This is a genomic window from Thioclava sp. F36-6, assembly GCF_002020305.1.
GTDB lineage: Bacteria > Pseudomonadota > Alphaproteobacteria > Rhodobacterales > Rhodobacteraceae > Thioclava > Thioclava sediminum.
Map to the genome: position 1 here is coordinate 48,046 of NZ_MPZX01000002.1, position 26,545 is coordinate 74,590.

Sequence of the window (26,545 nt, forward strand, 5' to 3'; positions counted from 1 at the left end):
GACGAGGAGGACGACATGTCCCAGATCTCCCTCACCTTTCCCGATGGCAATTCGCGCGACTACGACGCGGGCGTGACGCCGGCCGAAGTGGCCGCCTCGATCGCACCGTCGCTGGCGAAGAAAGCGATCTCCGCGCAGGTCAATGGCGCGCATTGGGATCTGCAATGGCCGATCCAGGAAGACGCGCAGATCGCCATCAACACGATGCAGGATGACGGCCCCGCGCTGGAGCTGATCCGCCACGACCTCGCCCATATCATGGCCCGCGCCGTGCAGGAACTCTATCCCGGTGTGAAGGTCACGATCGGCCCGGTCCGCGACAATGGCTGGTTCTACGACTTCGACCGCGAAGAGCCCTTCACGCCCGAAGACCTCGGCGCGATCGAGAAGAAGATGCGCGAGATCATCAACGCGCGCGACGCCATCAAGACCGAGGTCTGGAGCCGCAAACACGCGATCGACCACTATCTGGCGACGGAAGAGCCCTACAAGGTCGAGCTGATCAACCGGATCCCGCAAGGCGAAGACATCCGGATGTATTGGCACGGCAACTGGCAGGATCTCTGCCGTGGCCCGCACCTACAGCATACCGGTCAGGTTCCGGCGGATGCGTTCAAGCTGACCCATGTCGCGGGCGCCTATTGGCTGGGCGATTCCAGCCGTCCGATGCTGCAGCGCATCTATGGCGTGGCCTTCAAGACCAAGAAGGATCTCAACGCTTGGGTCACGATGATGGAGGAGGCCGCCAAGCGCGACCACCGCAAGCTCGGCCGCGAAATGGACCTGTTCCACATGCAGGAAGAGGCGCCGGGCCAGATCTTCTGGCACCCGAACGGCTGGACCATCTACACCGCGCTGCAGGACTACATGCGCCGCAAGCAGCGCGATGACGGCTATGTCGAGGTGAACACGCCGCAGGTGGTGAACCGCAAGCTCTGGGAGGCCTCGGGCCACTGGGAGAACTATCAGGAGAACATGTTCATCGTCGAAGTCGACGAGGATCATGCGCGCGAAAAGACGGTCAACGCGCTCAAGCCGATGAACTGCCCCTGCCACGTGCAGATCTTCAATCAGGGCGTCAAATCCTATCGCGACCTGCCCCTGCGCATGGCCGAGTTCGGCTCCTGCGCGCGCTACGAGCCCTCGGGCGCGCTGCACGGGATCATGCGCGTGCGCGGCTTCACGCAGGACGACGCTCATATCTTCTGCACCGAGGATCAGATCGAGGCGGAAACCGAGAAATTCATCAAGTTCCTCTCGGGGATTTATGACGATCTCGGCTTCACCGACTGGCGCATCAAGCTGTCGACGCGTCCCGAGAAGCGCATCGGTAGCGATGAGAGCTGGGATTACACCGAAGCCGCGCTCGGCAATGCCTGCAAGGCCGCTGGCTATGATTACGAGATCTTCGAAGGCGAAGGCGCATTCTACGGGCCGAAGCTGGAATTCGTGCTGACCGACGCGATCGGGCGCGACTGGCAATGCGGCACGCTGCAGGTCGACACCAACCTGCCCGAGCGGCTGGATGCGGAATTCGTGGGCTCGGATGGCGAACGCCACCGTCCCGTGATGCTGCACCGCGCGGTGCTGGGCTCGTTCGAGCGCTTCATCGGCATGCTGATCGAGAACTTCGCCGGCAAGATGCCGCTCTGGCTCGCGCCGCGTCAGGTGGTCGTGGCCTCGATCGTCTCGGATGCCGACGATTACGTGCTGGAAGTGACGTCGAAGCTGCGCGCCGCCGGTATCCGCGCCGAGGCCGACACCCGCAACGAGAAGATCAACTACAAGGTCCGCGAGCACTCGCTCGGCAAGGTCCCCTACATCTTCGCGATCGGGATGAAAGAGGTCGAGGAACGCACCGTGTCTGTCCGCAAACTCGGCGACACCCGCACCTCCACGGTCGCAATCGACGAGATCGTCGAGCAGTTGATCACCGAATCGACGCCGCCCGATTTGCGCGGATAATTGCCGCAAATTCAGGCTGATCCGGAATTTTCACAGACCTGTGAGGGGCTTGCGCCCCTCACGGAATGTCATTGCATTTTTGCAATTCTCGGAGAGACTTGAATATGCGTGTGTTACAGACTTTCCTACCGCCTCGCTTCTGAAAAAGGCAGCCGGAAGACCCGAAAGAGACTGGCTGCACGGCCCGGACGCAATATCGCGCCGGGAGACTACGAAGGAGAAGACGGTAATGGCCACTGGCACCGTGAAATGGTTCAATTCTACCAAGGGTTACGGCTTCATCGCGCCCGACGAAGGCGGCAAGGACGTGTTCGTGCACATCTCTGCTGTCGAGCGTGCGGGTCTCAAGGGGCTCGATGACAATCAGAAGATCCAATATGAGCTGCAGTCGGGTCGCGACGGCCGCTCCTCGGCATCGGATCTGGTCCTGCTCTGATCGGGTGATCGGACGGTAAGGATTTGAAACGGCGCGCATCGCAGGATGCGCGCCGTTTTCTTGTCTCAGCCTATGACGAAGGGGTGTCCGGTCAGAGCCACGCGGCCTGCGTGGCCTTCGCCCAGCCCAGCGTCAGCTTGTCGCCCTCGCGGATCACCGGGCGCTTCATCAGCGCGGGATGTTCGCCCAGCAGATCGGCGACGGGCTTCTCGCGCTCGCCTTCGGGCAGGTTGCGCCACGTTGTGGAGGCGCGGTTGACGATCTTGTCGCCGAAGGCCGCCTCGAACTCCGCGACCTCGGTCCCCGTCAGAGGCTCCGCCCGCACGTCGCGGAACTCCACGTCGCGCCCGGCCGCTTCCAGCGCTTTGCGCGCCTTGCGCACCGTGTCGCAGGTCGAAATCCCGTAAACGATCATATCCCTTCCTCCAGCGCGCCGTTATCGAGATGCAACACGCGGTCCATCTTGGCGGCGAGCTCCATGTTATGCGTCGCGATCAGCGCCGACAGGCCCGTCTCGCGCACCAGCCCCATCAGCACGTCGAACACCGTATCCGAGGTGGCCGGATCGAGGTTGCCCGTGGGCTCGTCGGCCAGCAACAGGCTCGGCCCGTTCGCGAGCGCCCGGCAGAAGGCCACACGCTGCTGCTCGCCCCCCGAAAGCGCCGAGGGGCGGTGATCCATCCGACCCGCCATACCGACGCGGCTCAGCAGGTCCTTGGCCCGCTCTTCCGCAGCCTTGCGGCTGACGCCATTGGCCAGCTGCGGCAGCACGATATTCTCGACCGCCGAGAACTCCGGCAGCAGGTGGTGGAACTGGTAGACGAAGCCCAGCTTCTCGCGCCGGGCCGCCGTGCGTTTGCCATCGCGCGCGCCGCTCAGGTCCTCGCCATCGATCAGAACCCGCCCGGAATCGGGCGTGTCCAGCAGCCCCGCGATATGCAGAAGCGTCGATTTCCCCGCCCCCGAGGGCGCGACAAGCGCCACGACCTGCCCTTTCGGAATGGTCAGATCGAGACCTTTGAGCACCGTGATCTCGTTCGGCTTGCCCCGGTTGTAGCACTTTTCCAACTGTTCGCAGATCAGCACGTCATTCATAGCGCAGCGCCTCCACCGGGTTCATGCGCGCAGCACGGCGCGCCGGGAAGATGGTCACGATGAAGCTCAGCGTCAGCGACAGCGCCACCGCCTTGGTCACGTCCCAGGGCTGCAATTTCGCTGGCAGATGATAGATGCCGCGGATCGACGGGTCCCAGGCATCGCCACCATTGAGCCAGTTCACGAAGCCCATGACGTGGTCGATATTCACCGAGAACAGCACCCCGATTCCCAGACCGGCCAGCGTCCCGATCACCCCGGTAAAGGCCCCGCACAGGAAGAAGACCCGCAGGATTGAGCCCTCGCTAAGCCCCATCGTGCGCAGGATACCGATATCGCGGCCCTTGTTCTTGACCAGCATGATCAGCCCCGAGGTGATATTCATCGAAGCGATCAGCACGAGGATCGAGAGGATGATGAACATCACGTTATCCTCGACCGAGAGCGCGCGCAGGAAGCTCGACGAGGCGTCCTTCCACGTCCACAAAAGCGTGCCCTTGCCGCTCGCATCCATGATCGCGGGCTCCCATTCGGCGATGCCTTCCGGATCGGCGACATCCACGTCGATCTCGTCCACCCCGCCCTCGCGGTTGAAGAAGCCCTGCGCCTCCTTGAACGGCATATAAAGCCGCGTCTGGTCGATGTCGTAGCGCCCGGCCGAGAAGACATAGGACACCTTGTAGGCATTCACCCGCGGGCTCGTGCCGGACGGCGTCTTGGCCCCGTTCGGCGAGATCACCTTGACCGTGTCGCCCACCGTCACGCCCAGATCGCGCGCCATCCCGATGCCGATCGCGATGCCTTCACCGTAATTGTCGATATCGCCCTGCGCGTCGTCGGAATGCGCGATATTGGGGATGTTCTTCAGGTCCGACAGCGCGAGCCCGTAGACATCCGCCACGTTGGAGCGGTCGCCAAAGCTGACCATCGCCTGTCCGCGCACGGCCGGCGCGGCGCTCACCACGCCCGGGATCGCCTTGATCCGCTCGGTGCGCTCGGCATAGTCGCGGATCAGCTTGGAATAGACGCCCGAGCCTTCGGCCACTTCCATCGGCGCGGAATAGACGGTGATCTGCGGGTTCGAGCCGACGATGGTCGAGACGAACTCGGCGCGGAAGCCCGCGCGCACGGCAAGCGTCGCGATCAGGGCGGCGACGCCAAGCGCGATGCCGATCAGGGAAATCCATGTCATGACCGAGACGCCACCTTCGGCGCGGCGCGCGCGAAGATAGCGCCATGCGATCATGAACTCGAAACGGGAAAACGGGGCAGTGCGTGCGGCCATCGGCTCCATCCACGAAAATTCGGCGCAAGCTGGCGCGGCGGGGTCGAAAGGTCAAGCCTGCGCCCGGTCATAGCGGCGAGAGCGCGCCTGTTTCGGCTTGGTCGAAATATCCCGGGGGAGCCCGGAACGGGCGGGGGCAGAGCCCCCTATTTGCAGCCCAGCGTGCCGGGCACATCGGCCAGAAGCGGCGCCATGCCCTCGGCCAGATCGGCGGGGTAATCGGTCTGCACGGAGGCGAGCACCGCCCCACCCGCGCAATCGAGCCGCTGGGTCTTGCGCAGCGTCACCTTGCCGAACGAGTCCTTGGAGCGGATTGCGAACCCGTCCTCGGTCACATCATCCGACAGCACCGTATCGCCATCGAGCAGGATCGTGTGCAGAAGTTGTTCATGCGCCACCGTGAGGTCGGCCCCCTGATCGGCATGGGCGCGTAGCGCGACATGGGCGGTCTTGTGAGGGTCGATATCGGGGGCAGAGAACAGGATCCCGCCCCCCGGCATCTCGTCCGACGTCCAGCCCTGCGGCACTTTCGCCGAGATGCCGAGCGCGTCGCTCGACCACGGCACGAGACCCTGCCCCGTGCCTTCGGCCAAAGCGGGCCCGGCGAGCAGGCTCGTCGCGACCGCGCTGGCGGCAAAGATCAGATCAAAGCCCTTCATAGATGCCCACGATCTTCTCGACCGCCTCTTCCGCCGGCATCTCTTCGCTCTCGCCGGTGCGGCGGCAGGTCAGTTCCACCTTGTTCGCCGCGATCCCGCGCGGACCGACGGTGATGCGCCACGGCAGACCGATCAGGTCCATGGTGGCGAATTTCGCGCCTGCGCGCTCTTCGCGGTCGTCATAGAGCGGGTCGAGCCCGTGATCGAGGAACGCCCGGTAGAGCGCCTCGCAGGCGCTGTCGCAGCTGACATCGCCCTGCTTGAGATTGACGATACCGACATGGAACGGCGTCACGCCCTCGGGCCAGATGATGCCCTTCTCGTCGTGGTTCGCCTCGATCAGCGCGCCGACGAGACGGCTCACGCCGATCCCGTGCGAGCCCATATGGACCGGGACTTTCGAACCGTCCGGGGTTTGGACACTCGCGCCCAGCGCCTCGGAATATTGCGTGCCGAAATAGAAGATCTGACCGACTTCGATGCCGCGCGCGACGCGGCGCCGCTCTTCCGGGACCTCGTTGAAGGCCGCCTCGTCATGGGTCTCGTCAGTGCGGGCATAGCGCGAAGTGAACTCTTCCAGCACGCTCTGGCACTGCGCCACGTCGTCATAATCGATCTCGCGGTCGCCGAAGGTCAGATCGGTGATCTCGCTGTCATAGAAGACCTCCGACTCGCCCGTCTCGGCCAGCACGAGGAATTCATGGGTGTAATCGCCGCCGATCGGGCCGCTATCGGCGCGCATCGGGATCGCCTGCAGGCCCATGCGCTCATAGGTGCGCAGATAGCTGACGAGATGGCGGTTATAGGCGTGCAGCGCGTCTTCCTTCGACAGATCGAAGTTGTAGCCGTCCTTCATCAGGAATTCGCGGCCGCGCATCACGCCGAAGCGCGGGCGGATCTCGTCGCGGAATTTCCACTGGATCTGATAGAGCGTCAGCGGCAGCTGCTTGTAGCTCGACACATGCGCGCGGAAGATGTCGGTGACCATTTCCTCGGCCGTGGGCGAGTAGAGCATATCGCGCCCCTGACGGTCGGTGATGCGCAGCATCTCTTCGCCATAGCCGTCATAGCGGCCCGACTCGCGCCACAAATCGGCAGATTGCAGCGTCGGCATCTGGATCGCGAGATGGCCGGCGCGCGCCTGCTCTTCATGCACGATCTGCTCGATCCGGCGCAGCACCTTGAAGCCCATCGGCAGCCAGGAATAGATCCCGGCCTGCTGCTGCTTGATCATACCTGCACGCAGCATCAGCCGATGCGAGGCGATCTGCGCCTCGGCGGGGGTTTCCTTGAGAACGGGAAGAAAATAGCGGGACAGGCGCATGAGCGGTCCTTCGAGGGTTGGTGTCAGACGTTGGGTTTGGCCTAGAGGAAACGGGGGCGTTGGGCAAGATGGTGGCGCAGGTTGCGACTGTCGCCTATGAGGGGGCTCCGCCCCCGGCGCATCCGCGCCTCCTCCGGGATATTTCCGCCAAGAGGAAGGGGCGCGTGCGCCCGCACTTGATTTCCCACCGCATTTCGCCACGTTAGAGCGAACGCATCACTGACAAAGGACCGCGCATGGCTCTGCCTGCCCGCCAGCAAGTCACCTATTGGTCCGTCGCCGCTCTGGTGCTGATCCTGTCGCTGTGGTGGCTGGGCAATGTCATTCTGCCCTTCATCATGGGTGGCGCGATCGCCTATTTCCTCGACCCGCTGGCCGACCGGCTGGAGAAGCTGGGGCTTAGCCGCGCGGCCTCGACCGCGATCATCGGGCTGGTGACGGTTCTGATTTTCGTGATCCTTGCGCTGGCCGTGGTGCCGATGCTGGCGCGGCAGATGGGACAGCTCGTCGCCCTCGCCCCCGATCTTCTGGCCTCGTTGCAGGCCTTCCTGAACGAGCGTTTCCCCAATCTCCTGCAAAACTCGGTCGTGAACGACACGCTCAATACGCTCGGCACCGCGATCAAGGCGCGGGGCGGTGAATTGGCCGCGACCCTGCTGAGTTCGGCAATGACACTGGTGAATGTCATCATCTTCATCGTCGTGGTGCCGGTCGTGGCCTTCTACATGCTTCTCGACTGGGACAGGATGGTGGCGAAGGTCGACGGCTGGCTGCCGCGCGATCACGTCCATACGATCCGCACCATCGCCCGCGATATCGACCGGGTGCTCTCGGGCTTCGTGCGCGGTCAGGTCACGGTCTGCCTCGTGCTCGGCGGCTTCTACGCGATCGCGCTGATGGCGGCGGGGCTCGATTTCGGGCTGCTGGTGGGCTCGGTCGCAGGCGCGCTGACCTTCATCCCCTATATCGGCGCGATCATCGGCGGCGCGCTCGCCATCGGCCTCGCGCTGTTCCAGTTCTGGGGCGAGTGGTTCAATATCGGCATCGTCGCGGGCATCTTCGTGCTCGGTCAATTTCTCGAAGGCAATTTCGTCACCCCGAAACTGGTGGGCGATTCGGTCGGGCTGCATCCGCTCTGGCTGATCTTCGCACTGTCCGCTTTCGGCACTTTGTTCGGTTTTGTTGGTATGTTGGTCGCCGTTCCCGTCGCTGCGGTGATCGGAGTGGTTGCGCGCTTCTTCATCGACCAATATCTGCAAGGGGCGCTTTACCGAGGGCAAACGGAGCGCGAGCCGACAGCCCATTCGCCGATCTCTCTCATCAACGAGGAGACCGGGGAAGTGACGGGCGCGACCGAGACGACCGAACACGAGAGCTGAGAATGGCCGAGCAGTTGACCTTCCCGCTGCACCTGCGTTCCGCGCAGGGGCGTGAAGACTTCTTCATCTCGCCAGCCAATGCGCTGGCGGTGACGACCCTCGATGCGCCCGAAACATGGCCGCTGGGCCGGATGATCCTGATCGGGCCGGAAGGCGCGGGCAAGACGCATCTCGCGACGATCTGGGCCGATGAACAGGGCGCCGACATCCTGCCCGCGCGCGAGCTGACCGAAGAGATGGCCCCTGCCCTCGTCGCCAAGGGCGCGACCGTGATCGAACGGGCCGAGAGGATCGGCGCGGATGAGGCGGGCCAGCGCGCGCTGTTTCACCTGCACAATCTGATGCAGGCCGAGGGTGGGCGGCTGTTGCTGACCGCGCGCACGCCGCCGCGCGACTGGGGGATGACCCTGCCCGATCTGATCAGCCGGATGGAGGCGACCGCGACGGTGCGGATCACGCCCCCTGATGACGCGCTCTTGGCGGCCGTGCTGGTGAAGCTGTTCTCGGACCGGCAACTGACCGTGCCGCCGAACCTGATCGGCTGGCTGGTCACGCGGATGGACCGCTCTCTGGCGACCGCGCGCAAACTGGTCGCGGCGCTCGATCGGCAGGCTCTGGCGCAGCGCCGTGCGATCACCCAAAGACTGGCGGCGGAGGTTCTGGACAGTCTCGACTGAGCCGCGCAAACTGTCACGGAGCCATTACAAAATCCAACGATAAGCGCGCCATGACCCAAGCAGATTTCCTCAAGACCCCCTTCCCCACGCCGATCACACTGCCCGAGTCGGAGATCAGCGGACCGGGCCGGTTCTTCAACCGGGAACTGAGCTGGCTGGCCTTCAACTGGCGGGTTCTGGAAGAGTCGCGCAATCCGCGTGTGCCGCTCTTGGAACGCGTGCGCTTCCTGTCGATCTCGGCCACGAACCTCGACGAATTCTACACCGTGCGCGTGGCGGGCCTTATGGAGCTTGTGCGCGAAAGCAACGTGAACGCCTCCGATGACGGGCTGACCCCGGCCGAGCAACTGGAGAAGATCAACGCCAATGCCCGGCGGCTGATGGACACGCAGCAGGCGACGTGGTCGGCGCTCAAGCGCGAGATGGAGCGCGAAGGCATCCATGTCGTAAGCCGCTCGCGGCTGACCAAGCGCGATCTCGACTTCCTCTCGGATCACTTCCTCAACAACGTCTTCCCGGTGCTCTCGCCGCTGGCGATCGATCCGGCGCACCCCTTCCCATTCATCCCGAATACCGGCTTCTGCCTCGCACTGGAGCTGGAACGCGAAAGCGATCAGCGCCGGTTGCAGGCGCTCTTGCCGATCCCGGCGCAGATCGACCGCTTCGTGCGTCTGCCGGGCGAGGCGCGGTTCCTGCCGCTCGAACAGCTTCTGATGCTGCATCTGAGCTCGCTCTTCCCGGGCTACAAGGATGTGGGCTCGTGCTCGTTCCGGGTGCTGCGCGACAGCGATCTGGAAGTCGAGGACGAGGCCGAAGACCTCGTGCGCGAGTTCGAGACCGCGCTCAAGCGCCGTCGCCGCGGGCAGGTTATCCGGATGTCGGTCTCTCCCGGCGCACCCGAGGACCTGCAGGCGCTGGTGATGCGAGAACTGCATGTCGATCCCGACGAGGTCGTCGAAGAAAAGGGTCTCGTCGGCATTGCCGACGTGAAGGAACTGATCCTGAACGAGCGGCCCGATCTGCTCTGGCCGACCTTCACCCCACGCGTGCCCGAACGCGTGCAGGACCACGAGGGCGACATGTTCGCCGCGATCAAGCAGAAGGACATCCTTCTGCACCATCCCTACGAGACCTTCGATCTGGTGGTGCGCTTCATCGATCAGGCGGCGAACGATCCCAACGTGCTGGCGATCAAGCAGACGCTCTATCGGACGTCGAAAGACAGCCCCGTCGTGTCGTCGCTGTGTGAGGCGGCGGAGAACGGCAAATCGGTGACCGCTCTGGTCGAGTTGAAAGCCCGCTTCGACGAGGCCGCCAATATCCGCCAGTCGCGCCGTCTGGAGCGCGCGGGCGCCCATGTCGTCTATGGCTTCATCAACTACAAGACCCACGCCAAGATCTCGACCGTCGTGCGCCGCGAGGGCGATCAGCTGGTGACCTACACCCATTACGGCACCGGCAACTACCACCCGATCACCGCGAAGATTTACACCGATCTGAGCTTCTTCACCTGCGATGCGGCGCTGGGGCGCGATGCAACGAAGGTCTTCAACTATCTCTCGGGCTATGTGCAGCCCGAGGGTCTTGAGAACCTCGCCATCTCGCCGATCACGCTGAAGCCGCGCCTGCTGGACCTGATCGACCGCGAGATCGAGCACGCCAAGGCGGGCAAACCGGCGGCGATCTGGGCGAAGATGAATTCGCTGATCGAATCCGACGTGATCGACGCGCTCTACCGGGCCTCGCAGGCGGGGGTGAAAATCTCGCTCGTGATCCGCGGCATCTGCGGCATCCGTCCCGGCATCAAGGGCCTGTCCGAGAATATCCGCGTCAAATCCATCGTCGGGCGTTTCCTGGAGCATTCGCGCATCGTGTGCTTCGGCAATGGCCACGCCCTGCCGTCGAATGACGCGCGGGTGTTCTTCTCCTCCGCCGACTGGATGGGGCGCAACCTCAATCGCCGGGTCGAGACGCTGGTGGAGGCCAAGAACCCCACGGTGAAAGCGCAGATCGTCAGCCAGATCATGGCGGCGAACATGGCCGACGAGGCGCAAAGCTGGATTTTGCAGCCCGACGGCAAGTTCATCCGCCATCTGCCCGACGACCGCGAGGACCTGTTCTCCTGCCACCGGTTCTTTATGGAATATCCCTCGCTCTCGGGCCGGGGTTCCGCTGGGGCAAGCGACGTTCCCGAACTTGCCCATAGCTTCGACTAGCCCTAGCTTTGGGTGCGAACGACTCGAACGGACGGGCAGATGAGCAAAGACAAAGCGGCGCCGGCAGTTGATGACAGCGACGATTGGGATCCGTTCGGCCAGCCTCTCTTCGATGACCCATCCGTGCGCGCGCTCTCGCGCGTCGGCGTCGTCGATATCGGCTCCAACTCGATCCGGATGGTGGTCTTTGACGGCGCGGCACGCAGCCCCGCCTATTTCTTCAACGAGAAGGTCATGGCGGGTCTCGGCCAAGGGTTGGCGGAAACCGGCAGGCTCAATCCCGAGGGCCGCGAACGCGGCCTGACCGCGCTCAAACGCTTCGCCGCGCTTGCCGAGGGGATGGACATCGGCCCGCTCACCTGCGTCGCCACCGCCGCGATGCGCGATGCCGAGGACGGCCCCGAGTTTCACCGCAAGATCGAGAAAGAGACCGGCCTCAAGGTCCATATCGTCGACGGGCTCGAAGAGGCGCGGCTTTCGGCGCAAGGGGTGCTTCTGGGCTGGCCCGAGGCAGAAGGCCTCGTCTGCGATATCGGCGGCAACTCCATGGAATTGGCCGAGATTCGCGGCGGCAAGGTCTGGCGTCGCGCCACCTCACAGCTTGGCCCCTTCCGCCTGCAGCAGATCTCCGGCGGCAAGAAAGCGATCACCGCCCATATTCAGGCGACGATGCAGGAGCTGGCCGAGAAGGTCGGCACCGAGCACGAACGCATCTACCTCGTCGGCGGCTCGTGGCGCGCCATCGCACGTCTCGACATGGAGCGGCGCGACTATCCGCTCCTCGTGCAGCACGAATACCGGATGAAGCCCGACGAGCTGGGCGAGACGATCGAGTGGATCGGGAAATCCGACATGGAGAAGCTGCGCGCGAAAACCGGCACCTCCTCGGCGCGGATGGAACTCGTCCCGCTGGCAAGCCAGGTGCTGCGCGAGTTGATCGCCACCTTCGAGCCCAAGGAGATCGACGTCTCTGCCTATGGGATCCGCGAAGGGCTGCTTTACGAACAGATGCCCGAACGGCTGCGCCGCCGCGATCCGCTGGTGGAAGCCGCGCGCCATACCGAGCGCGTGATGAGCCGGATGCCCGGCTTCGGCAAGAAGCTCCACGCCTTCATCGAGCCGATCTTCGGGCCCCTTCCGCCCGAGAAATTCCGTCTCGTCCGTGCGGCCTGCCTGCTGCATGACACGACGTGGCGCACCCATCCCGATTACCGCGCCGAGGCCTGTTTCGAGAACGTCACCCGCGCGAACTATTCCGCCATGTCCCACCCCGAGCGGATCTGGCTCGGCGTGGCGCTGCTGCACCGCTACAAGAACTCGCGCGGCGGATCGCGGCTGGAGCCGTTCCTGCCGCTGCTGACGGAAGAGCAAATTCAGGAGGCCGAGGTTCTGGGCAAGGCGATGCGCTTCGGCTCGATGTTCGCGACCCACAGCCCCGCCGATGCGGGCGAGCTGAAATATTCGGCCAAGAAGGGCGAGCTGGAACTGAAGCTGACCAAGCGCGGCAAGGCGCTGATGGGCGAGGTCGCCGAGTCCCGCTTCCGCTCGCTTGCGAATGCGTTGAAGGCCGAGCCGATCATCACGGATTAAAGCTCGATCCCGCCCTCCGGGATCTCGATGGGCCCGCCCTGGTTCGGCGCGTCCTTTTGCGGCGCGTCCTCCGGCGGCTCGGTCATCAGGGGCGGCGGCGGCGGCGCATCCGCGTTGCGCCGCATGATGATATCGCCATTGGGCAGTCGCTCGGGCGCACCGTAATTTGCCATATCATCGACCAGCGCGAGGAATTGGCGCAGCTTCGGCCCCAACTGGGCCGCAGCCTCCCCCAAGCCTTTCTGCATCTCGTCGAGCTGCGGCTTCATCTCACCCATGAGCCCCCGAAACAGCGACTGCGCGCCCTCCTGCAGCAAGGAGAATCCGCGATCGACATCGCCGCCAGCGTGGCCGCCCTCCTCCTGCGCGGAGACGGGCATTGCCAGAAGGGCGAGCGAGAGAGCGATGACGAGCGGCTGTTTCATAGCTCCGATCCTACGCTGAAGCGGCGCGAAAATCACGCCCCCGATCAGTCGATATCGACCGAGACGGGAAAATGATCCGAGGCCTGCAAAAGCGCCTCGCGCAATTCGGGCACGCGGTAGATATGCGGGTCGTCGAACGGGTGCCAGATACGCCATTTCTTCGCCCGGGCCGCCAGATCGGGCGAGAGCATCACATAATCCAGCATGGCCGAGAAATACTGCTTCTGATCGACGAGGTAGAACCGCGCGGAACTCGGCGCAGCGGCCGTGTGATGCGCTTTCGACAGCCGCGCATGGGGATCGTGCAGCCGCTCCGCTTCCGGGCCGCCCTCGCCCGCGACGATCTCCACGCCAGAGCGCCCGAACAGCTTCTCGTATTCGTCGAGCCCGGGACCGTCGTTGAAATCGCCCAGCACGATCAGGCTGTCGCCCGCCGCGAGATGCTCCTCCACGCGGCCCCGGATCCAGATCGACTGCGCCAATTGCTTGCGCCGGTTCTCGATCGCCATGCGGGTGGCTGTCTCGAGGCTCGTCGCGCCATGCGGGGCTTTCGACTTCACATGCACGCCGATCAGCCGAAGCACTTCCCCGCTCTGCGTTCCCAGCGTGACTTCGAGCGGTGGCTTGGAAAAGGTGACCGTATCCATCCGCGCATCGATATCGAGGTCGATCCGCAGGCTGCCATCGAAGCGCGGCCACGCCTCCGAACTTTGCGGATCATGCCGCGCCGTTACGACATCGGGGTCGTAGAGCAGCGCCAGTTCCTGCTGGGTATCGTTGGAAAAGCCCAGAAGCGCGCGACGCTGGCGCAGCCCGAACCGCTCCGCGAAGCCTTCGAGCATATCCACCGTCTTGTGGCGATGATTGTCGTCGGGCGCCTCGACCACCAGAAGCACATCGGCCTCCAGCGCGCTCATCACGATCGCGATCGCGCCGGTCTGCTGGCTGCGCGTCACGTTGTAGCGCGCCGACCATTCACTATCGTCGAGAAGCGTCCCGTTGCGCGCGAAAAGGCTGTTGAACCACTCGATATTCCAAGTGGCGATCCGCATCACGCCTCCGCATGGCTGGCGCGGATTTCCTCCCAGGCCTTGTTGAGCGCGATCACCCGCGCCTCGGAGAGCTGCACTGCTTCCTCAGGCAGACCGCGCGCAATCGCCCGGTCGGGATGCGCCTCGCGCACCTTGTTGCGCCAGACCTTGCGCACCTGATCGAGCGGCGTACCCGGCTCGACCTCCAGCACGGTCCACGGATCGGGATCGGCATCTTCCACGAAGGCCGACCGCATCGCACGGAAACAGCATTCCTCCAGCCCGAAAATCCGCGCGACCTCCAGCAGGAAGGCATCCTCGCCCTCGTGGTAATCGCCATCGGCCAGCGCGATGAAGAACAGCCCTTCGAGCACGTCCTTCAGAACATCTGCCCCGGGGCCGAACATATTGGCGATCTTGCGGGCATAGGCATCGAAGCCCGCTACATCGGTGCGCGCCATGTTGAAGACGCGCGCGGCATTGGCTTCCTCTTCCGGCGGAATCTGGAAAATGCGCCGGAACGCCGCCACCTCGTCGCGCGTGACCTGCCCGTCGGCCTTCGCCATCTTCGCCCCCAGCGCAATCACCGCGATGGTGAAAGCGACCGAGCGTTCCGGCGGCTGGCGGAGATTGTCGAAGACCGTCGACAGCGCCTCCCCCCGCCCGAGAGCGGAGAGCGCCTGCGCTATACGCGACCAAAGGGAGATGGGCTTGTCCATGGTTCAAGTCTAGCCGCGCTGCGGCAGAAATGCACCCGCGCAAATCCGCCCTGTGATTAAATCGTTGTAATGTTTTGAAATGACTGGCGGCGCGCAGAGTTCCCCCGCGCGCCGCTCAAACTCAAAGCAAAGCCCGAACTTCGCCTTGGTCAAAATATCCCGGGGGGCGCGTCAGCGCGGGGGCAGAGCCCCCTCGCCCGTGCCACCTCCCCGCGCCCTCAGGCCCGCGCCTGACGCACGATGTCGAGAATCTCGCGCGCGGCCAGCGGGATGTTGGTCCCCGGCCCGAAGATCGCCTTCACACCGGCCTTCTTGAGGTAGTCGTAATCCTGCTGCGGGATCACGCCGCCGCAGATCACGATGATATCCTCGGCGCCCTTCTCCTTGAGCGCCTCGATCAGCTTCGGTGCCAGCGTCTTGTGACCCGCCGCCTGCGACGAAATCCCGACCACGTGCACGTCGTTGTCGATTGCGTCCTGGGCGGCTTCTTCCGGCGTCTGGAACAGCGGCCCCACATCGACGTCAAAGCCGATATCGGCGAAGGCCGTCGCGATCACCTTGGCGCCGCGGTCGTGACCGTCCTGCCCCATCTTCACCACCAGCATCCGCGGACGGCGGCCCTCTTCCTCGGCGAAGGTCTCGACGTCCTTCTGGATCTGGGCGAAGCCCTCGTCGCCGTCATAGGCCGCGCCGTAGACACCAGCCAAAGTCTTCACCTCGGCGCGGTGACGTCCGAACACCTTTTCCATCGCCATCGAAATCTCTCCCACAGAGGCCCGGGCGCGTGCAGCTTCCACCGCCGCTTCGAGCAGGTTGCCACCCTCGGAGGCGCGGCGCGTCAGTTCCGTCAGCGCCGCCTCGCAGGCCGCCTCGTCGCGGCTGGCCCGCATCTTCTCGAGCCGCGCGATCTGGTTGTCGCGCACCTTCGCATTGTCGATATCGAGAATATCCAGCTCGTCCTCAGTCTCGCGGCGATACTTGTTCACCCCGACCACGACATCCTCGCCCCGGTCGATCAGCGCCTGACGCCGGGCGGCCGTCTCCTCGATGCGCAGCTTGGGCATGCCCGAGGCCACGGCCTTCGTCATGCCGCCCATCTCCTCGACTTCCTCGATCAGCTCCCAGGCCTTCTCGGCCAGTTCCGCCGTGAGGCTTTCGACGTAGTAGGAGCCCGCGAGCGGATCGACCACGTTGGTGATCCCGGTCTCTTCCTGCAGGATGAGCTGCGTGTTGCGCGCGATCCGGGCCGAGAACTCGGTGGGCAGCGCGATCGCCTCGTCCAGCGCGTTGGTGTGCAGCGACTGCGTACCGCCAAGCGCCGCCGACATCGCCTCGTACGCCGTGCGGATCACGTTGTTATAGGGGTCCTGCTCGGCCAGCGAGACGCCCGAGGTCTGGCAGTGGGTGCGCAGCATCGAGCTTTGCGGCTTCTTCGGCTCGAACTCTTCCATGATCCGGCTCCACAGCAGGCGCGCCGCGCGCAGCTTGGCGGCCTCCATGAAGAAGTTCATCCCGATCGCGAAGAAGAAGCTCAGACGGCCCGCGAACTTGTCGACATCCATCCCCGCCTTGATCGCGGTGCGCACGTATTCGCGCCCGTCCGCCAGCGTGTAGGCCAGCTCCTGCACGAGGTTCGCGCCGGCCTCCTGCATGTGGTAGCCCGAGATCGAGATCGAGTTGAAGCGCGGCATCTCGTTCGAGGTGTATTCGATGATATCCGCGATGATCCGCATCGAAGGCTCGGGCGGATAGATATAGGTGTTGCGGACCATGAACTCCTTGAGGATGTCGTTCTGGATCGTGCCCGACAGAACGCTGCGGTCATGGCCCTGCTCTTCGCCGGTGACGATGAAGTTGGCGAGGATCGGGATCACCGCGCCGTTCATCGTCATCGAGACCGAAATCTGATCGAGCGGAATGCCGTCGAACAGGATTTTCATGTCCTCGACGCTATCGATCGCCACACCCGCCTTGCCGACATCGCCCTCGACGCGCGGATGGTCACTGTCATAGCCGCGGTGGGTGGCGAGGTCGAAGGCCACCGACACGCCCTGCTGCCCGGCGGCGAGCGCCTTGCGGTAGAAGGCGTTCGACTCCTCGGCGGTCGAGAAACCCGCATATTGCCGGATCGTCCACGGACGGCCCGCATACATCGTAGCCCGCGGCCCGCGCGTGAAGGGCGACAGGCCCGGCATGGTGCCCAGATGGTCGAGCCCCTCCACGTCCTCTTCGGTGTAAAGCGGCTTGACCGCGATCCCTTCGAGCGTGTTCCAGGTCAGGTCCTCGAACGGCCTGCCACGCAGTTCCTTCTCGGCGAGCTTACGCCAGTCCTCTTTCTTGTCCGTCATGGCCAAATCCTTCTTCCACTGTCGCCGCGGCGGGTGTCTTCCCCGCGTCTTCGGCCGTCATTTCCACGAAATTCAGTCCCGGCGGCGCGCGGCGCAGCCAGGTCAGATCCTCCAGATAGCGGGCGGTCATCTGCGCGCGCTGCACCTGATCGAAAGGCATCCAGCGTCCCGGCCCCGCCGCGACGCGGTGCCCGGCGCGGATCAGCCCCTCACGCAGCGCCGCGCGGCCGGGAGCCGCGTTACGCCGTTTGCGGGCATCGAACAGCCCGGCAGGCAGGCCTTCGCCCGGCACAAGCGCCTGAAGCTGGGCCTGCGGCTCCGCCCCCAGCGCCTCATGGCTCCAGACCGTGACGGGCGCCCCAAGCGCGGACTGCGCCTGCGCGATCACCTCCGGCCAGCCGCGCGGATGATCGGCAAGCCGCGCAAGCCCGCGCGCATCGGGCAGCCCAGCGCCCCGCCCCGCCATTACCGACAAAACCGAGGACCACCACATATCATAGCGCCGCATCGACAGCGCCACGCCGCCCAGATGCTCGCCCAGCACCTGCCGCGCGCGCTCCAGCCGTCCTGCCGCATCCGGGTAGAGCGTCAGCATGTCCACGCATTGCGGCATCGCGCCCAGCAGGTTCTCCTCCGAGATCACCAGATGGCGCATCCCCTGATCGGCGAGCCGGTCCAGCTCGAACGCCAGCGCGGTTCGCAGCCGCGATAGCGCCGCCCCATCCTCGGGCGTCACCAGATCGGGGCGCTTCACCAGCCCCGAGAACAGCCCCGCCCGCGTCCGGTCCGGCCCCCAATAGGCGATCCCGCCTGCAACCAGCGCGTCGGCGTTTTGCAGCATCCACGCCTGAAACGTCGTCGTCGCGGTGCGATGCGCCCCGATATGCAGAATGACATCCATGCCCGGCCCCCACGGCCCCGGGTCCAAGCGGCACCCCGCCGCGGCCCCGAAAACCCGGCGCCAGTCTGCACCGCGAGTCCTTGCTGCGCGCTTAAAGGCCGCATTTGGCGAAAATTCGCACGGTCCGGCATGGTGCGAGGGGGCTCGCGCGCATATATCAGGAACGAGAGAGGAGCCCATGACCCGTCTATTATCCCTTGGACTCGCTGCATTTCTTGCGCTGACGCCCTTTGCGGTCGCAGCCCAAGAGAGCACCGTCGATCTCGCCGTGGCAGAGCCCGAGGTCACGCCCCCCTTCGCACCGGTCGATGGGTCGGATGCGGATCTGGACGCGTTCGTCTGGCAGAAACGGCCCATCGTGGTCTTCGCCGACAGCCCGCTCGACCCGGCCTTCAAGGAACAGATCCGATATCTGAAGGACCACTGGGCAGAACTGGCCCAGCGGGACGTCGTCGTCATCACCGACACCACGCCCGATCCGGCCAGCGACGTGCGGCGCACGCTGCGCCCGCGCGGGTTTTCCCTCGTCATCATCGCCAAGGACGGCACGGTGAACCTGCGCAAGCCCGCCCCGTGGGACGCGCGCGAGATCGTCCGCTCGATCGACAAGATGCCGATCCGGCGCGACGAGATCCGCGAAGAGCGCGGCTTCTGACCGCTCCCCCGATGCGCACACGCCAATAGATCGCGCCCCGCCGTAGCGGGGTGAGCCGGTCGCCCGGCCTCCCTATGCCACGGCGCGGGCCTCACTTATTCGAACTCCATGATGATGTCGTCGACGGCAAGGCTCGCGCCCGCCTCGGCGTTGATCTTCTTCACGGTGCCCTTCTTCTCGGCGCGCAGGATGTTCTCCATCTTCATCGCCTCGACGGTGGCCAGCGGCTGACCCTCCTGCACTTCCGCGCCTTCCTCGACCGAGATCTTCACGACGAGACCCGGCATCGGGCAGAGCAGGAATTTCGAGGTGTCCGGCGGCAGTTTCACCGGCATCAGCTGCGCGAGCTCGAACTGGCGCGGCGTGCGGACATGGACCTTCAGATCGGCGCCACGCACCCGGATGCGGAAGCCCATCGGAATCTTGCCGACTTTCAGCACCAGGGGCGCACCGTTCACGCTCAGCTCGGCCAGCGGGTCGCCCGGCGTCCAGTCGCTCTCGACGCGCATCTCTTCGCCATCCTCGAAGATGATGGTCGAGCCATGGCGATCTGCGTTCACCTTCAGCTTGAAATCCTCATCCTGCAGCGAGACCGCCCAATCCACGCCGACCTTGCGCTCGTGGTTGCCGAGCGTGCCGGAGATCTTCGTGCGCCGGATTTCGGCTACGCGCTCCATCGCCGCCGTGGCGGCCGCAACCTTGCGCAGCATCCCCTCGTCCAGCGTCACGCCGTTGAACCCTTCGGGATATTCCTCTTCGATGAAGGCGGTGGTGATGTTGCCGGTCACGAAGCGCTCGTGATCCATCACCGCAGCACAGAACGGCAGGTTGTGCCCGATGCCCTCGACCTCGAACATATCGAGCGCGAGACGCATCTCTTCGATCGCCTCGCCACGGCTCGGCGCCCAGGTGCAGAGCTTGGCGATCATCGGGTCGTAGAACATCGAGATCTCGCCGCCCTCGAAGACGCCGGTATCGTTGCGCACGATGCCGCCCGAAGCGGTCTTGCCTTCCACCGGCGGGCGGTAGCGGGTCAGACGCCCGATCGAGGGCAGGAAGTTGCGATAGGGGTCTTCGGCATAAAGGCGGCTCTCGATCGCCCAGCCGTTGATGCCGATATCTTCCTGTTTCATCGGAAGTTTCTCGCCATCGGCCACGCGGATCATCTGCTCGACGAGGTCGATGCCGGTGATCAGCTCGGTGACCGGGTGCTCCACCTGAAGACGGGTGTTCATCTCGAGGAAGTAGAAGTTCTTCTCGCCATCGACGATGAATTCCACCGTGCCCGCGCTGCAGTAATCCACCGCTTTCGACAGGGCCACGGCCTGCTCGCCCATCGCCTTGCGCGTCTCGGGGTCGAGGAAGGGCGACGGCGCCTCTTCGATGACCTTCTGGTTGCGGCGCTGGATCGAGCATTCACGCTCGTTCAGGTAGACGCAGTTGCCATGCTTGTCGGCGAGCACCTGAATTTCGATGTGACGCGGCTGCGTCACGAATTTCTCGATGAAGATACGGTCGTCGCCGAAGCTGTTCGCCGCCTCGTTCTTGGACGACTGGAAGCCCTCGCGCGCCTCTTCGGCATTCCACGCGATACGCATCCCCTTGCCGCCACCACCTGCGGAGGCCTTGATCATCACCGGATAGCCGATCTCGTCGGAGATCTTCACCGCCTCGTCGGCATCCGCGATCAGGCCCATATAGCCGGGCACGGTCGACACGCCCGCCTCTTTCGCGAGCTTCTTCGAGGTGATCTTGTCGCCCATCGCCTCGATCGCGCCCGAGGGCGGGCCGATGAAGGCGACGCCCTCTTTTTCCAGCGCCTCGGCGAACTTCTTGTTTTCCGACAGGAAGCCGTAGCCCGGGTGAACCGCTTCCGCGCCCGACTGGCGGATCGCATCCATGATCTTGTCGATCACGATATAGGACTGGTTCGCGGGCGGCGGGCCGATATGGATCGCCTCGTCGGCCATCTGGACATGCAGCGCCTGCGCATCGGCATCGGAATAGACGGCGACCGTCTTGATCCCCATCTTCTGCGCCGACTTGATGACGCGGCAAGCGATCTCGCCACGGTTGGCGATCAGGATTTTCTTGAACATGTCAGGCCCTTCCCTTCCGGTGCGGGAGGGGCATCCCCCCGCCCCGCGTGTCGTGTTCATGATGTGAGACAAAAGAAAAACCGCCACCGGGGCGTACAGCCCAGATGGCGGTCGAATAGCGATCGGACGCGGTCAGAGCCGCGCAGATGTGCTTAGTACGAGCGCTGGCAGACGCCTGCGTCGTCGCAATAGGTGCCCGCGAGCGCGCCGAGAGCCGCGCCGGTGAGCGCGTTGTTGTCGGTCGCATCCGCGATGATCGCGCCGCCGGCCGCACCGGCGAGGGCGCGCTGGCCGTCGGTTTGCATGCAGCCTGCGAGAGCGAGGCCGGCAAAGACAAGAAGGATCGGGGTTTTACGCATGGGAAACTGCCTCCAATAGCGGTTATGATTGGACGCGAGTTTATCGCGGCGCCGTGAAAAGCCAACGGCGAAAACGCGAGCTGAAGCCCCATCGGCGAGCTATCGCCGCTCCCCTTCACATCTTGGCGGTGCCCCCCTTGCCCCCCGAAAGAAAAAAGCTGCGGCCCGACCATAAGATCAGGCCGCAGGAATAGGGAAGGGGTAGGGATATTAAACAAGCCGCGGGTGTTGGGGACAGTACGGCTTGCCCGCTCAATGTGACCGCGCGCACCGGCGATTGCAAAGGCGAAATCCTTGCAACCATGAGGTTCGGCGGCATGCCGCCATTTCGCGTAGGACATCAGCGAAATCATGCCCAATCCTCATCCTCGTCATCATCGAAGGCGAAGGCGTCGGGATCGGCGAAGACCTCCGGGAAGGAGGCTTCCGCGCGTTTCACGTCGATTTTGAGAAGCGCCTCGTAGCTTTCGGGATCGAACGGATCCTCGGCGGCAACGACTTCGCGCCCAAAGAGCCAGCTCAACCGGCCCGCATCGAGATTGCCGCGCTCGAACGGCTCTTCGCCGAACTGCGCCCAGAGCGCCGCCATGAAGCCGGCATCGGCCTTGCGATCGCCGTGGCCGCGATCGGCGTAGCGTTCACGCCGGATGAGCTTCGTCGCGCCCTTCTTGTTGGCACGGCGAATGGTGAATTGATAATCCGTCGAGGGTAACCGCGACGGGAAACCGCGATGCTTCAGCATGACGCGCCCTCCCCTTTAAAGTTGCTGGGACGGCGCGTGCTGAGCGTTAGCGGTGCAACACTGTTACCCGCGCGTCGGGTCGTTCGGAGTTGTCGAGCGAGGCGTTCCCGTCGGCTGACGCGTCGATCCGCCACGCGGCTCGGGCACACATTGTGCCGGTCGCTGCGTTGTTGCGGCAGTCGCCATTTCAAGCGGTCCGCATTCGAGCGGACAGTCGGGCACGGAAGCCGGATATTGCGAGTCGACGAGCCGTCCAGTCGGTCGGCAGGAGCCGCCACTGGCGACGGGGCCGCCATATTTGCCGGTATAGACCGGCTCAACGGTGACAGGTGCAGGCTCCGGCTTGGGCGCACAGCCCACAAGCAGAGCCGCGCAGGCAACCGCGCCCAGAGAAATTCGGACCATTTCACTCTCCCCCATTCTTTGTTGGAATGGCTAAGAGCGTACTCTGGAAGGATAATTGCCGCTAGGTAACCGTATGGCGTATCACACAACGCCACCGTTCCCGCAGAGATCGTGGGGGCAAGGCGACGGCTGCCGCCCCGCCCCGCACGCAGATCACTTGTACTTGCCGGTATAGGTCGGCTCGGTGGTGACGGCCACTGGCACCGGCTCGGGCTTGGGCGCGCAGGCTGCGACGAAGGCCACGAGGCCAAGGGCGATGAGAGCTTTCGACATGTCGTTCTCCTGTCCAAGGGGGCGCCCACCCCGATCTCGGCGAGGTCCGGCACGACCCGTTTCAACGCGGGGACCGAAATTGCTTTCCCCAAGGGCAGGTTAGCCTGCAAATCCCGCTCACGAAAGCGCGATTTCGCCGTGAGCGTCTGCGCTTGCGCGCGCCCCGGCATCATGCCCCCCAAGCTGTGATCTGCGGTTCCGGCCAAAGCCATCAGAAAAACTCCCAAACGCAGTTTCCGTCCTCGACGGAAAAGCTGTCGAAATATTGCACCACCTCGGGGGCGGCATCGCCGAACGGCACGATCTGGTCCGACAGGCTCACCATCACCTGCGCGGGCTCCGGACCGGGCTGCGGCAGGCGCGGCACCACCCACCCGTTGCACAGCGCCTCGATATCCTTCAGCGCGATATCGGAGGAAAGCGGCCTGCGCCCTCCGATCTGCGGCGCGAGGAAGCGAAAGCGATAGGTCAGCCCGTCCGGCCCGGCCTCGTTATGGATCACATCGATCCACCAGACCTTCTGCCCGGACGGGACCGGGATCGCATCGCCCTTGGTCCCCTCCGGCCCATCGCCCGGCCCCAGATCCTCACCCAGATTGCCCGGATGCATCATCGCCCCGTAATCGGGCACCGGCGGCACCTCCCGCAGCTCCTGAGCCGGCGCCGGAAACGCCAGCACCAGCCCGGCGAGAGCGCCGGGCAAGAGCGTCGTGATCCTCGGCCTGCCCGTCATGCGCCTCCTCAGAGCGGGATGTTATCGTGCTTCTTCCACGGGTTGGACAGCTTCTTCGAGCGCAGCGCCGCAAAGGCACGGGCCACCCGGCGACGCGTCGAGCGCGGCTGGATCACCTCGTCGATGAAGCCCTTCTCGGCCGCCACGAACGGGTTCGCGAAACGGTCCTCATAATCGGCGGTGCGCTTGGCGATCTTCTCGGGTTCGCCCAGCTCCGAGCGGTAGAGAATTTCGACCGCGCCCTTGGCGCCCATCACCGCGATTTCCGCGGTCGGCCAGGCGTAGTTGAAATCGCCACGCAGGTGCTTGGAGGACATAACGTCATAGGCCCCGCCATAGGCTTTGCGGGTGATGACTGTGACCTTCGGCACGGTCGCCTCGCCATAGGCAAACAGCAGCTTCGCGCCGTGCTTGATGACGCCGTTATATTCCTGGCTGGTGCCCGGCAGGAAGCCCGGCACGTCGACGAGCGTCAGGATCGGAATTTCGAACGCGTCGCAGAAGCGCACGAAGCGCGCGGCCTTGCGGCTGGAATCGATGTCCAGACAGCCCGCCAGCACCATCGGCTGGTTCGCGACCACGCCGACCGTCTGCCCTTCGAGACGGATGAACCCGGTGATGATGTTGCCTGCGAAATCCTTCTGGATCTCGAAGAAATCCCCCTCATCCGCGATCTTCAGGATCAATTCCTTCATATCGTAGGGGGTGTTCGCGTTCGACGGCACCAGCGTGTCGAGCGACGCCTCGATCCGGTCCACCTCGTCGAAGAAGGGCCGCACGGGAGCCTTCTCGCGGTTCGACAGCGGCAGGAAGTCGATCAGACGGCGGGTCTCGAACAGCGCCTCGACGTCGTTCTCATAGGCGCCGTCGGCGACCGAGCTCTTCTTGGTGTGGGTGGAGGCGCCGCCCAGCTCCTCGGCCGTCACATGCTCGTTGGTGACCGTCTTCACCACGTCGGGGCCGGTGACGAACATGTAAGACGTGTCCTTCACCATGAAGATGAAGTCCGTCATCGCGGGCGAATAGACCGCACCGCCGGCACAGGGGCCCATGATGAGGCTGATCTGCGGCACCACGCCCGAGGCCATGATGTTGCGCTGGAACACGTCCGCATAACCCGCAAGCGAGGCCACGCCTTCCTGAATCCGCGCACCGCCCGAATCGTTGATGCCGATCACCGGCGCGCCGTTCTGGACCGCCATATCCATGATCTTGCAGATTTTCTCGGCATGGGTTTCCGACAGCGAGCCGCCGAAGACGGTGAAGTCCTGGCTGAACACATAGACCATGCGCCCGTTCACGGTGCCCCAACCGGTGACGACGCCGTCGCCATAGGGCTTGCTCTCTTCCATCCCGAAATCGGTGCAGCGATGGGTTTTGAACATGTCGAACTCTTCGAAAGAGCCCTCGTCGAGCAGCAATTCGATCCGCTCGCGCGCGGTCAGCTTGCCCTTCTTGTGCTGCGCCTCGATGCGTTTCTCGCCGCCACCAAGGCGGGCTTCGTCGCGCCGATGCTCCAGCTCCTTCAGGATGTCTCTCATGAGGGTCCTCCGCATAATTTCCCGGCACACTATTCCGAACGCAACAATCTTACAAAGGGGATTCGAGAAAATTTGCAAATAATTGGCAAGCAACGGATAGCGAATTGCATAACTGCGAAGTCCGCCGCTGATCGAAGCCTATCCCCGGTTGTTCCCGCGAAGCCGCCTCTGACCCGAGAAAATTTGACGCACGATTTTTGCAAAGCTACAAATTCCTTTGCAAAGGGAGGGGCAGATGGCGACTCAGAAACTCTATGCCGGTGTGAAACTGCGCGAAACCCGCACGCGGCTCGGCCTGACCCAGAAAGCCTTCGCCGAGCGGCTCGGCGTGTCGCTGCCCTATCTCAACCAGATGGAGAACAACCACCGCCCGGTCTCGGCGCAGGTCGTGCTGGCGCTGGCGAGCGAATTCGGGCTCGACGTGACCGAGCTCTCGGCAGGCGATGCGGAGCGGCTGGTCTCGGACATGCGCGAGGCGCTGGCCGACCCGATCTTCTCCGATGGCGCGCCGCCCTTGGCAGATCTGCGGCTCGCGGCGTCCAATGCACCCGCCCTCGCCCGGTCCTTCCTCGAACTACACCGCGCCTATCGCCAAACTCATGAACGCCTCGCCTCGCTCGACGAAGCCCTGGGCCGCGAAGGCGCGCAAACGGTGGTCTCCCCTTGGGAGGAGGTCCGCGACTTCTTCCACTATTGCGACAATTACATCGATGCCGTCGACCGCGCGGCCGAGCGCTATTCCTGCCGCGATGGCAATAGGTTGGAGCCCATTCCTCATGCGATCGACACCCTCGCGAAGCGGGGCATCGACGTGCAGTTTTCCGACATTTCGCAGCTGCGCGAGCGCGATGGCAATCGCCTTCTGATCAACGCCCATGCGGGCCGCCCGACGCAGGCCTTCCAACTGCTCCATCAGGTCGCGCTGATGACCCAGAACGACCTGCTGGAGGCCACGCTCGACCTCGCGCGCTTCCAGTCCGACACCGCCCGCGCGATCGCCAAGATCGGTCTGGCCAACTACTTTGCGGGCGCCGCGCTTCTACCCTACCGCCCCTTTCTGGAGGCGGCGCAGGACACGCGCCACGATCTGGAGCGGCTCTGCGACATTTTCACCGCCTCGACCGAGCAGGTCGCCCACCGCCTCTCGACCCTGCAACGGCCCGGCGCGAAGGGCATCCCCTTCTTCTTCGTCCGCGTCGATCAGGCCGGCACGATCACCAAGCGCCACTCCGCGACCCGGCTGCAATTCGCCCGGTTCGGCGGCGCCTGCCCGCTCTGGAACGTCCACCAAGCCTTTGAAACACCGACGAAATTCCTGCGGCAACTCGCCGAGACCCCCGATGGCGTGCGCTATCTCTGCCTCGCGCGCGACGTCTCGAAATCGGGCGGCAGCTTCACTGCGCCCGTGCGTCGTTACGCGATCTGTCTTGGGTGTGAGGTGAGCCACGCGAAGGGGCTCGTTTATGCCGACGATATGGAGCTCGGCAATCCCAAGGCCTACCAGCCGATCGGGATCTCCTGCCGAATCTGCGAGCGCAAGGACTGCCACCAGCGCTCGGTTCCGCCGCTGGAACGCCGGCTGCATGTCGATCCCGACCATCGCGGCCTTCTGCCCTACGACATCGCATAGAAAAACGCCCCGGGGCCGAAGCCTCGAGGCGTCCCACCAAAATCACTCGTTACCCTAC

23 protein-coding genes are annotated in these 26,545 nt (G+C 64.4%); 8 read left to right on the forward strand and 15 right to left on the reverse strand.

What is annotated here, in order from left to right:
• The first annotated feature begins 15 nt into the window (after positions 1-15).
• Both thrS and BMI88_RS07380 read left to right on the forward strand, forming a co-directional pair.
• Positions 16-1,965 carry a threonine--tRNA ligase gene (thrS, locus tag BMI88_RS07375; protein WP_078547453.1) on the forward strand — a complete coding sequence of 650 codons (1,950 nt, stop codon included), beginning with the start codon at positions 16-18 and terminating at the stop codon, positions 1,963-1,965.
• Between the two features lie 229 nt (positions 1,966-2,194).
• Entirely contained in the window at positions 2,195-2,401 is a 207-nt protein-coding gene (locus BMI88_RS07380; RefSeq protein ID WP_075775516.1) for a cold-shock protein, read from the forward strand.
• Between the two features lie 91 nt (positions 2,402-2,492).
• Here the strand turns inward: BMI88_RS07380 and BMI88_RS07385 are convergent, their stop codons facing one another.
• The 5 genes from BMI88_RS07385 to proS all read right to left on the reverse strand — a co-directional run bounded on the left by BMI88_RS07385 (position 2,493) and on the right by proS (position 6,764).
• On the reverse strand, positions 2,493-2,816 hold the full coding sequence (locus BMI88_RS07385) for an ArsC/Spx/MgsR family protein (RefSeq protein ID WP_078547455.1): 324 nt from the start codon (positions 2,814-2,816) through the stop codon (positions 2,493-2,495).
• Entirely contained in the window at positions 2,813-3,496 is a 684-nt protein-coding gene (locus tag BMI88_RS07390; RefSeq protein ID WP_078547457.1) for an ABC transporter ATP-binding protein, read from the reverse strand. Before BMI88_RS07390 ends, BMI88_RS07385 begins: the two co-directional genes overlap by 4 nt.
• The gene (locus tag BMI88_RS07395) at positions 3,489-4,781 is read right to left on the reverse strand and encodes a lipoprotein-releasing ABC transporter permease subunit (RefSeq protein WP_078549679.1); all 1,293 of its coding nucleotides are present in this window, start codon (positions 4,779-4,781) and stop codon (positions 3,489-3,491) included. The genes BMI88_RS07390 and BMI88_RS07395 overlap by 8 nt, the downstream gene beginning before the upstream one ends.
• Positions 4,782-4,927: 146 nt before the next feature.
• The gene (locus BMI88_RS07400) at positions 4,928-5,440 is read right to left on the reverse strand and encodes a hypothetical protein (RefSeq protein ID WP_078547459.1); all 513 of its coding nucleotides are present in this window, start codon (positions 5,438-5,440) and stop codon (positions 4,928-4,930) included.
• Complete coding sequence (gene proS / locus BMI88_RS07405) at positions 5,427-6,764, reverse strand: proline--tRNA ligase (protein WP_078547461.1); 1,338 nt, start codon at positions 6,762-6,764, stop codon at positions 5,427-5,429. Before proS ends, BMI88_RS07400 begins: the two co-directional genes overlap by 14 nt.
• Positions 6,765-7,000: 236 nt before the next feature.
• Here proS and BMI88_RS07410 point away from each other — a divergent pair, with 236 nt between their 5' ends.
• Genes BMI88_RS07410 through BMI88_RS07425 form a run of 4 tightly spaced genes read left to right on the forward strand, consistent with a single transcriptional unit; the run spans position 7,001 to position 12,626 of the window.
• Positions 7,001-8,143: an AI-2E family transporter gene (locus tag BMI88_RS07410; protein ID WP_078547463.1), complete on the forward strand. Its 1,143-nt coding sequence runs from the start codon at positions 7,001-7,003 to the stop codon at positions 8,141-8,143.
• A gap of 2 nt (positions 8,144-8,145) precedes the next feature.
• Complete coding sequence (locus BMI88_RS07415; RefSeq protein ID WP_078547466.1) at positions 8,146-8,820, forward strand: DnaA/Hda family protein; 675 nt, start codon at positions 8,146-8,148, stop codon at positions 8,818-8,820.
• Between the two features lie 50 nt (positions 8,821-8,870).
• Entirely contained in the window at positions 8,871-11,036 is a 2,166-nt protein-coding gene (locus BMI88_RS07420) for an RNA degradosome polyphosphate kinase (protein ID WP_078547468.1), read from the forward strand.
• A 39-nt stretch (positions 11,037-11,075) separates the two neighbouring features.
• Complete coding sequence (locus BMI88_RS07425) at positions 11,076-12,626, forward strand: Ppx/GppA family phosphatase (protein WP_078547470.1); 1,551 nt, start codon at positions 11,076-11,078, stop codon at positions 12,624-12,626.
• Here the strand turns inward: BMI88_RS07425 and BMI88_RS07430 are convergent.
• From BMI88_RS07430 to BMI88_RS07450, 5 genes are all read right to left on the reverse strand, one after another.
• Positions 12,623-13,051, reverse strand: coding sequence for a hypothetical protein (locus tag BMI88_RS07430; RefSeq protein ID WP_078547472.1), 429 nt, complete (start codon positions 13,049-13,051; stop codon positions 12,623-12,625). The two genes, BMI88_RS07425 and BMI88_RS07430, sit on opposite strands and share 4 nt — an antisense overlap.
• A 44-nt stretch (positions 13,052-13,095) precedes the next feature.
• The gene (locus BMI88_RS07435; protein WP_078547474.1) at positions 13,096-14,103 is read right to left on the reverse strand and encodes an endonuclease/exonuclease/phosphatase family protein; all 1,008 of its coding nucleotides are present in this window, start codon (positions 14,101-14,103) and stop codon (positions 13,096-13,098) included.
• Positions 14,103-14,789, reverse strand: a complete 687-nt coding sequence (locus tag BMI88_RS07440) for a TerB family tellurite resistance protein (RefSeq protein WP_078549681.1) — start codon at positions 14,787-14,789, stop codon at positions 14,103-14,105. The genes BMI88_RS07435 and BMI88_RS07440 overlap by 1 nt, the downstream gene beginning before the upstream one ends.
• A gap of 230 nt (positions 14,790-15,019) precedes the next feature.
• Positions 15,020-17,149 (reverse strand): methylmalonyl-CoA mutase, encoded by a 2,130-nt coding sequence (gene scpA, locus BMI88_RS07445; RefSeq protein WP_078542714.1) that lies wholly within the window; start codon positions 17,147-17,149, stop codon positions 15,020-15,022.
• The gene (locus BMI88_RS07450) at positions 17,121-18,050 is read right to left on the reverse strand and encodes a hypothetical protein (RefSeq protein WP_078547476.1); all 930 of its coding nucleotides are present in this window, start codon (positions 18,048-18,050) and stop codon (positions 17,121-17,123) included. The genes scpA and BMI88_RS07450 overlap by 29 nt, the downstream gene beginning before the upstream one ends.
• A gap of 178 nt (positions 18,051-18,228) precedes the next feature.
• Between BMI88_RS07450 and BMI88_RS07455 the strand changes: the two genes are divergently transcribed.
• Entirely contained in the window at positions 18,229-18,705 is a 477-nt protein-coding gene (locus tag BMI88_RS07455) for a DUF4174 domain-containing protein (RefSeq protein WP_078547478.1), read from the forward strand.
• Positions 18,706-18,800: 95 nt separating this feature from the next.
• On the opposite strand, the gene BMI88_RS07460 is transcribed toward BMI88_RS07455, so the two are convergent.
• From BMI88_RS07460 to BMI88_RS07480, 5 genes are all read right to left on the reverse strand, one after another.
• The gene (locus BMI88_RS07460) at positions 18,801-20,804 is read right to left on the reverse strand and encodes an acetyl/propionyl/methylcrotonyl-CoA carboxylase subunit alpha (RefSeq protein WP_078547480.1); all 2,004 of its coding nucleotides are present in this window, start codon (positions 20,802-20,804) and stop codon (positions 18,801-18,803) included.
• 152 nt (positions 20,805-20,956) lie between these two features.
• Complete coding sequence (locus BMI88_RS07465; RefSeq protein ID WP_078547482.1) at positions 20,957-21,163, reverse strand: hypothetical protein; 207 nt, start codon at positions 21,161-21,163, stop codon at positions 20,957-20,959.
• 349 nt (positions 21,164-21,512) lie between these two features.
• Positions 21,513-21,905, reverse strand: a complete 393-nt coding sequence (locus BMI88_RS07470) for a hypothetical protein (RefSeq protein ID WP_078547484.1) — start codon at positions 21,903-21,905, stop codon at positions 21,513-21,515.
• Positions 21,906-22,794: 889 nt separating this feature from the next.
• Positions 22,795-23,316, reverse strand: coding sequence for a DUF6497 family protein (locus BMI88_RS07475; RefSeq protein WP_246831844.1), 522 nt, complete (start codon positions 23,314-23,316; stop codon positions 22,795-22,797).
• An 8-nt stretch (positions 23,317-23,324) separates the two neighbouring features.
• Complete coding sequence (locus BMI88_RS07480) at positions 23,325-24,857, reverse strand: acyl-CoA carboxylase subunit beta (protein ID WP_078522856.1); 1,533 nt, start codon at positions 24,855-24,857, stop codon at positions 23,325-23,327.
• Between the two features lie 235 nt (positions 24,858-25,092).
• Here BMI88_RS07480 and BMI88_RS07485 point away from each other — a divergent pair, with 235 nt between their 5' ends.
• Positions 25,093-26,487 carry a helix-turn-helix transcriptional regulator gene (locus tag BMI88_RS07485; RefSeq protein ID WP_078522857.1) on the forward strand — a complete coding sequence of 465 codons (1,395 nt, stop codon included), beginning with the start codon at positions 25,093-25,095 and terminating at the stop codon, positions 26,485-26,487.
• Positions 26,488-26,545: the final 58 nt, after the last annotated feature.